This is a genomic window from Streptomyces soli, assembly GCF_003999195.1.
Lineage (GTDB): Bacteria > Actinomycetota > Actinomycetes > Streptomycetales > Streptomycetaceae > Actinacidiphila > Actinacidiphila soli.
On sequence record NZ_RJVR01000346.1, the window covers coordinates 23,720 to 36,057 of the forward strand.

Sequence of the window (12,338 nt, forward strand, 5' to 3'; positions counted from 1 at the left end):
ATCTCAAGTCGGATACGGAACCCAGCACGATTCGGGGTGCTCTGCACATCAATCACCCTGCCTCCCCGGATCCTTCACATCCAGACGCCTTAGCCGCAGGCCTCGACTGCACACGTTCACAACCTAGACCCCGCCACTGACAGTGCGTCCCCAATAGATCATCCGTTCTGCCAGGCGGGGTGCTGGCGCCCTCCGGTAATCACTGCGTCAAGAGTTGTTTGACACTGGAAAACTTGTCAATTGCCCCTGCTAGCATGGCGTGCACTAGGCATACTCAGCCTCCCCAAGGCGAGTTGAGGCCGCAGTTGGAGGAGTTGCGCCCATGCAGGACGGCCAAGAGTTCGGGCCCTGGCTCGGCAGACAGCTACGCCGACAGAACATGAGTCAGGCCGAGCTCGCCGAGCGACTGGGGCTGACGCGCGCGGCAGTTTCGGCCTGGATCACCGGCAGGGCACAACCACGCGCCGAGATGGTGCGTGACATCGCATCGGTCCTCGGAACCGACATCGCCACCGTGCACAACAGGACCACCGACGCGGTCACGGCACGTCCGGTCCGGTGGTATCACCGCCCGGCGCACGCAGACGGAGGCCGCGAGTTCGGCAACGCAGCGGCCTTCGCATTCGATGCGGATCTCGCCGTCCTCGCCCGCGAGGCGACCCAGAACAGTCTGGACGAGCGCCTCGACACGACTCAGCCAGTGCGTGTGCGCTTTACGCTCCACGAGCTGTCGGGCGAACACCTCTCCTCCTTCCTCTCGGCTCTGAAGTGGGAGCAACTGGAGGCGCACTACGAGGCCGCCTCCGAATCACGCCAAAAAGTCGGCCGGGTCCTGGCCGAAGGGCTTCGGGAGATGCAGGAGACCAACTCGCTGCTCCTCCTTCGCGTGGACGATTACAACGCCTCCGGACTGACCGGCCCGGAGTACGAGGACGGCCGCTTCGCCGCAGTCGTCCGTCGCCAACTCGACAGTCACAAGAGCAGTGACCGGGCCGGTGGATCCTACGGTCTCGGCAAAGCCACTCTTTGGGCCACCAGCCGGCTCGGCCTGGTACTGATCAACAGCACACTGTCCGAGAGCCACGAAGGACGCACCACGCGTCGTCTCGTCGGACGCCTCGACCTCCCCTGGCGCGAGGTGAACGGTTCCCCGTACGCCGGTCCGGCCTGGCTGGGTGAAGCGGACACGGAGAAGGACTTCGAGGGTGTCTCCCGCTCCTGGTGGGCCGATGAAAAGACAGCTTCGGAACTCTGGCTGGAGCGCGAAAGTGCCGCTCCCGGCACATCCTTTCTCATCGTGGGTGCTCACGACGCGGCAGGCGACGCCGACAGCCTCCAGGAGATGCACGACAAGCTCAGCGCCGCGCTCGCAGACAACTTCTGGGCGGCAATGACCGCCGGAAGCTCCGCCAACGCGATGCTGGAGGCATCCGTCTGCACGATGCGCAACGGTTCCTTGGTGATCCCCGAGCGGCGCGTCGATCCACGAGAGCGTCACTCCGCGCTCGTGCGTGCACTCAGGGCCTACCTCGATCACGAGACCGTACCCGAACTCACCGCCTCCGAAGAGGTTGCTTACGCGAGGGTGCCCCTGGTTGTTCCGCCGCTTCGCAACACCGGCCGGCAGGCCAAGGGCGTCGAGCACCAGGCTGTCCTCCTGGTCACTTCGGCCGACGACGAGGACCAGCAACACAGTCGACTGGTCTGCATGCGAGGAAGCCGTATGACCGTGATGACCCGACGCCCCCGCGACCTGGGCATCGGTGTGGACCCGTTCCAGGCGGTGCTTCTCGCGGGCTACGCAACCGGTGAGGGCACCGAGGACGTGCACGCCGCCGAGGCATTCCTCCGCGCCTCCGAGCCTCCCGAGCACGACCGTTGGGGCACCACCGACGAGTTGACCGCGACGTACCCCGGCGCATCGAGACGACTCACCGAGTTCCGCGCCGCAATGGACTCCGCTCTGCGTGAAATCGTCGGACGCCGCCCCACTCGGGACGTGCGCGGCCCCGAGGTGCTGAGGACCCTGCTGCGGCTGGACATCCCGGCTTCGGGCGGTGGCCGCCGGGCGGACGGCCACCCGGTCGTGCGCAGCGTCGAAGGTGAGGTAGACGCCGCGGGTGCCTGGTCGCTCAGGGTGTTCCTCAAGATTCCGCCGCGAGAGGATCCGTGGCTGCTCACCCCGGTGGCCAAGTTCGACGTACGCTCCGGCGGGCGGCCGACGCTCTCGTGGTCCGAGCTCACGGCCGTGGAGAACTGCCGAATCGTCGACGGGGTCGTCGTGATCGATCCCGAGGTTCGCAGCGCGGCGTTCGGCGGCGTGACAGCTGTCGGCAGTCACCCGGTGTCCGCGACCATGGCCGGCGTGACGGTCGACATACAGAAGGCACGGGGGGCTTCGGCGTGAACACTCTCTTCCCTTACCCAACGCTGGTCGGGGAGATCGAAGTCAGAGTCAAGCAGGTCCGTATAGACGGCAAGCCGCTTTCCCTCTCCGTGGTCTCCAGGCCACAGCGGGCGGTAGCCCTGCATCAGGTCGAGCGTCCCAACTGGGAGGACGGGTCCATCGATCTCGAGGTCACCCTGCCGGAGCTCGAGTTGGCCGACGGCCCGTGGTCCGAGGTTGCATGCGTCGCGATCCTCACAGAGGGATCCACGAACACACGTGTCGTGCGCCGCCTGCAGCGTGACCGGCTCTCCAGCACGTGGTCGGGCTCCGTCCCCGTGCTGCGGGCCATGCACCGTGATCGCGCCACGCTGAACGTCAGTGCTGTCGCCACTGTGGGCGGCGTTGCCGGACGAACGATCGGCACGGCTGACGAGGCCTGGATCATCGACCTCCTGGCGCGCACCCCGGTCCGGCAACGTGAGATCGAGATCGCGGAAGCCGATTTCCGCGACGGCCCCCAGGAGTGGCTGCGCCCGTTCAAGGACGCACCATGGCTGGTGGAGACCGCCGGTGAGATGCCCACGATCCTTCTCAACAGTTCTTTCGAGGGGATCACCCAGCTACTCAAGGGGTCCGGCAATCCATTGGAAAAGGCTGCTTCCGGCCTGGTGGCCGCTCAGATCGCCGGCGAGGCGTGGACAGCGATGTTCCACTCGGCTGTCGCCGACCTCGAACTGGACGACGACGGGGCCCCGCTGATCCCCAGCGGGTGGCGCGAGTCGGTGTTGCGGACAATGTTGCCCGACGTCCTCCCCGGGCTCGCCCTCGCCGATGCTCTGATCGAGGTGCACAACCGTCACGCCGCGGGCTACGGGTGGGCTGAACTGCAGTCCCAGATCCACTTCGCAGCGTCCCGTCGAGCCCAGGTTCCGAAGAACCTGACCACAGCCGTCCGTGCCATCACCCGATCCCAGGAAGGCGCGACACGTTGAACGGATCCGGAGTCGACATCCCAGACCGTCTGGCACACCTCCCCGGCGCCGCTGCGTCCAAGCACCTGACCCGCGGCGTGCTAACCGGCCAGGAGCAACCTCCTCGCGTCGCGCTGCTGCGCGCGAGCGCCCCGATCGCGGACCAGTCCGCGCGCTGGGAATGCGCACCGCTGCGTGAGCTCCTCGAGGAAGCGATGCGCCGATTCGCGGACTCTCGCTCCCGTGCCGACGCCTGGCTCGCGCCCCGTCTGCATGCCACTCTGCGCATGTCCCGCAACGAGGCGGCTGACCCCGCGATCTGGAACTTCCTCGCGCTTGTCGCAGCCCCGGACTACGTGATCTGGCGCCACCGTTCCCCAGCGGAGGCGCGGAACGGTGAGCCCGGATCGGTGTCCCCCGTCCGGTTCACCGGCCCGCACTACAACCAGGCGTTTGCCCGACTGTGGTGGGCCGCCGAACTGTTCCGGAACGGGGAGAACTACCGGCCCGCCGAAATCGCCTGTGGAAATCAGGACGTCCTCAACACGGCATTGCGCCTCGACGCCATCGACCACCGGCCCACCGCTCTGGCGATGGTGCGCGTGCTGGAAGGGCTCAGCGCGTCGGGAGCGTCCCGCCTCGGCGACCGTGTGAATGCCCTGTGCTCGGCCGTGAACGCTGCAGGCAGCACCCTCATGTACGACGTCATCGCCGCTGACGAACTGCCGGATCAGGACGGCCTGCGCGACTGGATCGAGGGCGCCGACTCCGCACCAGCCGTCCCGTGGGACAGGCTCCCGGACGGCCCGGACGACGGAACCGCGCCCCGCGATTCGGTGGAGACCTTGACCCGTCTGTTCGATAAATTCCAGGCGGAAGCTCCACTGCGTATTCGGAAATGGCAGCCTGCTGATGAGCCTTCGGCGCAGGGGGTCAGTCTGCACAAGGACTACGTGTGAACCGAAAGGTCTCTCGTGGACGCACACCGGAGGAAACCACTGTGGATTCACAGGTGTTGAAGCGATTCCGCATGGAGCTCCCTCAAGCCTGGCGTCCGCTGAGATAATTGTGGATGGCTTCGGCAAGTGCCTTGCCGAGGCCGATTGGGACGGCGTTGCCGATCTGTCGTGCGATCTCGACCTTGCTGCCGTACCAGAGGAAGTCCTCCGGGAAACCCTGGATCAGGGCGGCTTCGTAGTGGGTGATCGGCCGGTCGGCCTTGGGGTGCAGGTAACGGCCCTTTTCGGGCTTGTAGAACTCGGTGCGAATCGTCACGGAGGGTCGATCCTCATGCATCCGGCCCATGACGTCACCGGAGCCACTGTTGTGGCGATCCCAACTCGACGTCGACAGCGGGACCTCTTTGCCGTCGATCTCCGCTGTCTCGCCGCGGAGGTCGTGTCGGTTGCCGCCCGGCTTGATGACCGCGTAGCGCGCGAGCGACAGGGCGGTGGGGCGCCGGCCGATGTGGAGGTCTGCAGTCTTGAACGGACCAGGGAGCTTCACACCGAGGGGTGCGCCGGTACGCTCCGGAAGGTCCTTGTCGGGAGCGTCAATCGGAGTCTTCGAGAACACCTCCGGTCCCACACCGACCCATGGCTCGAGTCGCTTCCCTGAATCGAGCCTCTCCTGGCTCGGGTTGCTGTTCTGCTCGTGCGTGGGCTCAGGGTGCGTCAGGGGTTCGCCCAGCTCCTTGCGCGTCGCGATGACAATGGCCCGGCGACGCGCCTGCGGAACACCGTAGTCGGCAGCGTTGAGGACCTTGGGAACGAGTGTGTAATCCTGCAGGTCGCCCGTCTCGGTCGCGGCTTTGAGATCAGCAAATTGCTGCGACTTCAAAAAGCGGTCGACGTTCTCGAGTACGAAGATCTTGGGCCGAATCGTCGTGACCACGCGCATGTACTCACGCCACAGCAAATTGCGAGGGTCGTCCGGGTCTTCTTTACCCAGTCCGGAAAATCCCTGACAGGGCGGCCCTCCCATGATCACATCGACATTGCCCACGAGATCGGGACCTGGTTCCCAATCGGCGATGTCGACATTCTCCACATGCGACGAACCGAAATTGGCGGAATACGTCGCTGCGGCGGCGGGATCGAATTCAACAGCCGCCAGGCTCTCGAATGGTGAAGTCTCGCGACCTTGCGGCCTGTATTCCCGGAATCCCGCAGAAATTCCCCCGGCCCCGGAAAATAGGTCAACCACCTTGATCACAGGGTCGGTCGAGGGTCGGCCGGCGGCGGGATCAGAGGTAGAGGCGGTCATGGGTGGGAGTTTAATGGATCACGAGGCCCACCGGTCCCTCTTGCACCCATCGTTGTCACGTCGATGCCCGCTGCCCGAGACTCACCCACCACACCCCAGTGCTGCGACGATTGCCCGGCCGACCGCCTCGGCGACCGGCGGCGGCGAAGCGTGCCCGATCTGGCGGTAGACAGAGGTCTTGCGCCCGTAGAACAGCCAGTCATCGGGGATCGACTGGATCATCGCCGCCTGGCGAAGGTTCAGCTTGGGCATACCGTCGACGGGGAAGTCCGCGCCCGGGACGTCGTCGCCGATGCTGTTGCCGTTCACGCCGAGTGCTGCCCATGCCTTCTTGCTTCCAGTGGGCCCCAGGTCCGCGCCACCGCGATTTGCAGAACCGCCGACGAGCGCGGGGGCAGGCCTCGAGGCCCGCCGCCGCCAGGCGGCTGCCCCTGGCCAACCACGACCCGCCATCGACATCCCCAACACCTCGCCCACGGTAGGTGTCGGCAGACCTGTCGGAACGGGCCATCGGAACGAATCGAGGTGAGGATCGCGTAGAGCAACAAGCAAGCCCTGTTTCCGAAACTGCGGTACACCGAAGTCCGCCGAGTTGAGCACAGCCCAGGTCGCCCGGTAGCCCTCGTGCTCCAGCTGCTCCTCAATCCAGGTCCGGTCGCCGGCGAATGCATCGGAGGACACCAGGTCAGGGACGTTTTCCAGCAACAGTGCGCGGGGCCGTACCGATGTCAGCAACCACACCGCGGCACGCAACAGCTTGCGCTCGGCATCGGTGTCCGGGCGCTGGACGGTGGCCATGGACTTGACCCGGGGCAATCCGCCGCTGAGCAGGTCGACATTGTAGACCTGCCGGTGTTCCTCGGGATCGAAATCGATTACGTCCACGCAGCGGACGTCCCAGTGCGGGCGGTTCAGGCGTACCGTTCTGCACGAGTTCTCGTCGTTGTCGATCAGCATGACCGGGTCGAATCCCGCTCGTTCCAGTCCAACGGCCTGGGCACCGGCGCCGGAGCAGATCTCCAGCGAGGTCAGTCGCGGGGTAGCCAAGGCCCTGGTCCTCCACATGCTCGGTCAGCGGGGGTCTGCGCGCCAGGGCCCCCCGGATCAGGCTAATCGTTGGTGATGATGGCGTCTCCTTCGCGTGAGGAATCGATGGTCGTGAAGCGCACCATCTTGTTGTCACGTCCGCGCGCAGTGGCGGGTGCGACGAACGCGAAGGCCGTTACGATCTTGCCGGGGTCCAGGGTCCCCGACTGCTCGATGAGGGAGGCGTGGCTGCTCTCGACAAGTGGGAAGACGCTGATCACTCCGCGCTTGGCGGCGACATAGCGGTCTGTCGTGGCGTCTCCGCTGGAGGGGAGCGCACCGGCAATGCGGTAGGCGGCCGGACGGTGCTTGGGCTCGCTGATCGCACCGAAGAGTGGACCACGCCGTCGGTCGCGACCGAACCAGGAGAAGCTTCGTCGCGATTCGCCAAGGGCGATCGTCTTGGCACCGGTGGCATGCTGCGGAGCGAGTACGAGCCAGTCCTGCACCTGGCCCGAGGCTGTGATCTCCTCCAGGTAGGCCAGGTGGGGAGCGAACTGCTGCTCGGCGCCCCACTTGAGCGAGCGCAGGACGGACAGCAGTTCCTGACCCGGGAGCAGACCCGTGAAGGCTCGGAATCGGAAGTGGGTTTCCTTGCCCTCGTTCTCGATGCGATGAGTAAAGGTCTCGGCAGTCGTGGAGAGCCTCTCCAGGATCGGCGTCCAGCGCCCGGTGTTGTGGCGGAGGGCCGGCGCGGTCGTCGGGTACGCGGTCGGCTCCTCCCACTGGCCGGGCGAGCAGACCTCCACCAGTCGGGCGTTGAACATTTTGTCCGCGCTGGTGGGCTTGAGCCAGGGCAGGTGTTGGGACACCAGCGGCGGGACTCGGTTCGGGGTGACCTGGGCTTCGCCGTCGACGGGCTGGGAGTACTGCTCGAGCTGTAGTCGGAAGCTCTCCTCGTCCCGGCAGATGGCCTCGAAAGCCTCGTAGAGGTCGATGTCCTTCTTGCCCATCGCTTCTTCGCGTCCGACGTAGAGCCGGATGAGGTCGCGGTAGCCGGGGCGGAAGCCGAACCATCGGCCCATCTGCATGAGGGTGGATGCGTTGTTGGTCCGTCGCCGGTAGTAGGTGACGGTCAGGCCCTCGACGGTGAAGCCGCGGGCGAGCTTCTGTCCGCCGATGAGAATCTTCCAGATCGACCGCTTGTCGAAGTCGGCCTCGCCGGTCTCGATGTCCTTGTCGCCATTGACGACGATGATCGGCCGGTCGTCGCCGCCGATCCGAACGCAGGCCGCGCCGATGTACGGGGCAAGTTCCTCGAATGTGGTCGGCACTGCCGCCCCGTCCGCCCGGACCCGGGACACCGGGGCAAGATCGGTCTCGAAGAGCTGGCGCAGCCGAGCGTGCCCGGACGGGCCGCTGTAGCCCGCCGCGTACCACAGCCGCGTCACCGAGCTCAGCAGCTCCCGGTGGTCGGCGGTGCGGACTGATTCGTGGATCAGCATGGTGTGGTGCTGGAAGTACCGGTCGCCCAGGCCATTGGCCTCCCGGTAGAGCTTCATGGCCGCGGTGAGCACATACATGTCCAGGGCCTGCTGCAGGCAGCTCTCGTCGCGCTCGTCGGCCAGGACGATGTCACGGACATGCGCCTTCTCATTCGAATTCGCGAACGTTCGCTCCTCAACGGGAACGTCGGAGTCCAGGTCGTGGAAGTCCTGTACGCCCATGTATCCGGCAGGGCGTGGCAGGGAGACGATGAAGTCCTTGGGGAAGATGTCCTCGGTGTCGCTGGGGTCGATGAAGACGTTGGCGAAGGGGGTTGCGGTGTAGCCGACGTACTGGGCGCGAGGCAGCATCCGCAGCAGTTCGGAGATCTTCCGGTTGATAGCGGTGCGCTCAGCGTCCGGTTTGTTGGGGTTGCTGGTGTTGACGGAGGCCTCGTCGGACTCGTCATCGATGATCAGTACCGGGATCTCACCCAATGGGGTCTTGATCTTGCTGAGGTCCTTGACCAGCTTGGCGAGGACGGTTGAGTTCTTCTTCACCACCATCAGCCGTGCGGAGCTGCGGTGCAGGTTGCGAGAGTCGTGGAGCGGAAGGGCAGGCTCCCGCTTCTCGAATTCGAGGGCGACAATGCCCTGAAGGAGGCTCTTGTAGTCGTTGTCACGGGTGGTCATCCGGACGATGTCGATGCCGCCCAGAGTGGAGGGCAGGCCGCCGTGGGTCAGAAACTTGCCCTGCGCCCACGCCGGGTCGTCCGCGTAGTCGGACTCGTAGTCCGGTGCTCCACGCAGGATGTTCTCCCTCCCGGCGAGCTCCATGTCCAGACGGCGCTGCGTCTGCGCGCGCAACAGGTTGAGGGTGCCGCCGAGCACTATGACCAGGCGGTAGCCGGCGTCAACCGCCTTCGCGATGACCCCGGTGAAGTTGGCGGTCTTGCCGGACTGCACGTAGCCGACCACCAACCCCTTGGACTGGTAGGCGGTCTCGGAGGTGGGGTCGGCGAGGCGTTCGACAACCCGGTCCGTGGCGCTGTCCAGCCCGGCGATGGCGTCCTCGGGCCAGTCCTTCTTGGCGAGTAGGCGGCGGTAAGCGGGCCAGTACCAGGAACGACCGGACTGCGACTGCGGGGTGTACCAGGGCGTGAAGGTATCGCTGATCACCACCGGGCCCGCCGCTTTGGCGACCGGGATGAGCTCGCCCAGAATCTTTCGGGTGTCCGGCTCCAGCCCCAGCCGATCCAACACGGCAGCCCGCCGCTCGTCGGTGCGGGCCTCGGTGTCCGTCCAGGCAGGCTGCTCCAGGTAGTCCCACTGCGTGAGCTGCCGACGCCACAGTTCCAGCAGACGGTCCCCCGCTCGGGCTCCGAGTAGCGCGGTGCAATACTCGGCCTCCGAGGTGTCCACGTCGGCAACCAGATCCTCGGCGTAGAAGTCGAGGGCGCGCCGCAGAGCCTTGGGGCCGGAGTTGGCCATCCCCGCGAGCGCGGAGGTATGGAGTGTCAGGCGTGTGTTCTCGTCGGTCATCGTCAGTCCTTGGGCATGCGGCAGTCGTGGTTCAGGGAAGCTGGATGTCGCTCAGTGCGATGGGGGCGGTGTCCGCAGCGGGGAGGCCGGTGACGTCGATGCGATAGCGGACGTCGGCCAGGCGGGCACGGAGCTCGCCCGGGAGAGCGGACAGCATGGTCTCGTCCAGGCGCGGCAGCGACCCGTCAACAGCCAGAACGAGTGGCTCCGACCGCAGCGACCAGCGTTCGTCGTCCGGAAGTTCAGCGCGCCACCCGGCCCGGGCCACTCGCGCCAAAAATCGGGCAACGTGCGCAGGCGCATGCTCGGCAAGTTGCTCGCGAACCGCTGCGACGCACTGGGAGAGAGTGCGCCCGGCTGACCCTCCCCGGGTGAGCTGGAGAGACACCAACCAGAGCGGGCGGCCTGTTGTGGGACTGAGCTGCCCGGTGCCGTGGATGGTGTGCCGGCGTTGCTCGGAGGCCGTCGTTTTGACCTCCAGGTCGAACAGAGGGAGCGCAAAGTCGTGTTCCTCACCCTCCGGGCCGACCCAGGCTTCCAACGCGGTGGACCAGTCGTAGTCGGGCTGCGCGGCTACGGACCGCAGGACAGCCAACTCGCCGATCAAGCCGAGACGTATTTCCAACTGCAGGCTCCGGGGGCCGTCGAGCAAGGCGCTCCAGGCCCTCACCGTCTCCATGAAGGCCTGCTCCAAGGATCGGTGGTTAACCACCATACGTTCGGTGATCGCGCACAGCAGGTCGTGGAAGTCACGTAGTAGGGCTGGCTCGGTGGTCCGCAGCCGCGTCATGCGGCGACCACCCTCGTGGATCTGGTCGATGCCGATCGCCGGAATGGTGGTCCGTAGTGTGCGCTGATGCGGTCCTGTCTCGACGTGCAGGGCGATGTCCTCGTGCGCCACGACGTAGTCGATCCGCAGCTGGCCCACGCTGCCGAGCGGAATCGTTGCGTCCTGCCCCGAGTGGAGGTAGTACTCGACGTCCGACCAGGCCAGGTGGGTTTTTTGGGCTTCTGCTCCCTCAGTCATGATCTGCCGCCCCGTCCAGCCCGGAGCGTGCGGCAGCAACCAGCACGCTCTGCCACAGTTGAAGGGTGTCCTTCTCTCGAGGGCCGCTGTACGACTTCTCGAAGACCTGGCGCAGCATCAGGTACAGCAGGGACTTGACGAGCGGAGCGTCGTTGAGTCCGCCATGTCGGCCGGCAACGACGGCAGGACGGTAGTACTGGTTCAACCAGATGGTGCGGGTGTCGCGGTCGACGTCGAAGAACAGTGCGTGGTCCAGCCTCTGCCATCGGATCGCGATGCGTTCCTCGTATTCCAGGACGGGTAGTTCTTCTTCGATCGTCTGTCGCACCTCGGGGGCTACGCCCTCGCCCGGGCCGATCACTGGGTCGCGCGTGAGTCCGGTTCGCTTACGGGCCTCGCGGTAGGTGTTCTGGGCTGCGATCAAGAAGTCCGCGAACGGTCGACCTTGATCATCGACAGCGTTTTCCAGAGCGGATGCGAACGCCGGCGAGGTCTCCACGCCGGACTTCTTTACCGTCAGTCGGAAGGCATCGCCGACTTCGCTCGGAAGGTCCACGGCGATCCGGGCCAGGGAGAGGTGCTGCTCGGCCTGGCGATACTTGTTCCAGCCCCCCGCCTGTACGAGCCGATCGTTTCGATAGAAGTAGAAGCCCTGTCGGTCGATGACCGAGCCCAGTGCCTTGTACTCGTCCAGGTTGGACTTGGGCGTCCAGATGTGGGCGTCCAGCACAACGTCCCCAACGCCGGCGACGGGTGCGACGAAACGCCTCGGAAAAGTCGGGTCGCCGCTGACCGGGTAGCCGAACGGGTCCACCGGCTGGACCCCGAAATCCAGGTAGACCGTCCCGGTGCGCACGTCCTCCACCGCAATGGTGATGTTGAAGTCCTCTCGGGCCAGGAAACGGTGCAGATACAGGCCCAGGTGGAGTCCCAGCTTCACGATGATCCGGTGGAGATATCGGTCGGTCTGGCCCCCGCCGCCATGCTTGGGGAAGTCTTTCACGCCGTCCCAGCGCACGACGGTGCCCTGCCAGGTGATGGGCCGGTCGTAGTAACGGTCGAGCAGGTTCTGGGCGTACTCCGCGTCCACGATGTCGCAGCGGTGGTCGCTCTTCGCGTGTGCCATCACCCAGCGCCGCCCCGCCGCTCGCGTGCGCCGCGTCTTGCTGATCACCGTCACGCTGTCCGCCTGCGAGAGCGACGCAGACTTCAGGCCGGTACCGAACATCCCCAGCGCCCGCGCGGTGTACTTCTGCCGACCTCCGACCGTCATGGCGACATCCAGGTCGTCCTCGTCCATGCCGTACCCATCGTCCACAACCAGGAGGCTGACCAACTGCTCGCCGTCCCTCAGAAAATGGATAACCACGTCCTTGGCACCCGCGTCGATCGAGTTGTCGACCAGATCGGCGACCGCGACCTCGAAGTCGTACCCCTGGCTGCTCAGCGCCTCCCAGGAACGGGCATCCGGCGGCAGCACCTTGCTGCCGTTTGTGGGTACAACGAACTGCCAGTCGGTCATGGCCTGCCTTGCCCCATCCGGACGAGTCCGGGGCGGGCCCCGGCTGATCGCTGATCGATGCTTCCACCATGAAGGTAGCGGTGCCTACCGACAACGAGACCCCCTGTCCCGC

8 protein-coding genes are annotated in these 12,338 nt (G+C 65.8%); 3 read left to right on the plus strand and 5 right to left on the minus strand.

Annotated elements, in window-relative coordinates:
- Positions 1-322: 322 nt before the first annotated feature.
- Genes EFK10_RS41925 through EFK10_RS41935 form a run of 3 tightly spaced genes read left to right on the plus strand, consistent with a single transcriptional unit; the run spans position 323 to position 4,319 of the window.
- On the plus strand, positions 323-2,407 hold the full coding sequence (locus EFK10_RS41925; RefSeq protein ID WP_127360888.1) for a helix-turn-helix domain-containing protein: 2,085 nt from the start codon (positions 323-325) through the stop codon (positions 2,405-2,407).
- The gene (locus EFK10_RS41930) at positions 2,404-3,381 is read left to right on the plus strand and encodes a hypothetical protein (protein WP_127360889.1); all 978 of its coding nucleotides are present in this window, start codon (positions 2,404-2,406) and stop codon (positions 3,379-3,381) included. The genes EFK10_RS41925 and EFK10_RS41930 overlap by 4 nt, the downstream gene beginning before the upstream one ends.
- Entirely contained in the window at positions 3,378-4,319 is a 942-nt protein-coding gene (locus EFK10_RS41935; protein ID WP_127360890.1) for a DUF6339 family protein, read from the plus strand. Before EFK10_RS41930 ends, EFK10_RS41935 begins: the two co-directional genes overlap by 4 nt.
- An 82-nt stretch (positions 4,320-4,401) precedes the next feature.
- On the opposite strand, the gene EFK10_RS41940 is transcribed toward EFK10_RS41935, so the two are convergent.
- The 5 genes from EFK10_RS41940 to EFK10_RS41960 form a co-directional block, all read right to left on the minus strand.
- Positions 4,402-5,625 (minus strand): DNA cytosine methyltransferase, encoded by a 1,224-nt coding sequence (locus EFK10_RS41940; RefSeq protein WP_127360891.1) that lies wholly within the window; start codon positions 5,623-5,625, stop codon positions 4,402-4,404.
- Between the two features lie 81 nt (positions 5,626-5,706).
- A complete protein-coding gene (locus EFK10_RS41945) occupies positions 5,707-6,690 on the minus strand; it encodes a DNA cytosine methyltransferase (RefSeq protein ID WP_127360892.1) in 984 nt (327 codons plus the stop codon).
- Between the two features lie 44 nt (positions 6,691-6,734).
- Positions 6,735-9,677 carry a Z1 domain-containing protein gene (locus tag EFK10_RS41950; protein WP_127360893.1) on the minus strand — a complete coding sequence of 981 codons (2,943 nt, stop codon included), beginning with the start codon at positions 9,675-9,677 and terminating at the stop codon, positions 6,735-6,737.
- 31 nt (positions 9,678-9,708) lie between these two features.
- Positions 9,709-10,704 (minus strand): PD-(D/E)XK motif protein, encoded by a 996-nt coding sequence (locus tag EFK10_RS41955; RefSeq protein WP_127360894.1) that lies wholly within the window; start codon positions 10,702-10,704, stop codon positions 9,709-9,711.
- Complete coding sequence (locus EFK10_RS41960; RefSeq protein ID WP_127360895.1) at positions 10,697-12,226, minus strand: ATP-binding protein; 1,530 nt, start codon at positions 12,224-12,226, stop codon at positions 10,697-10,699. The genes EFK10_RS41955 and EFK10_RS41960 overlap by 8 nt, the downstream gene beginning before the upstream one ends.
- Between the last annotated feature and the right edge of the window lie 112 nt (positions 12,227-12,338).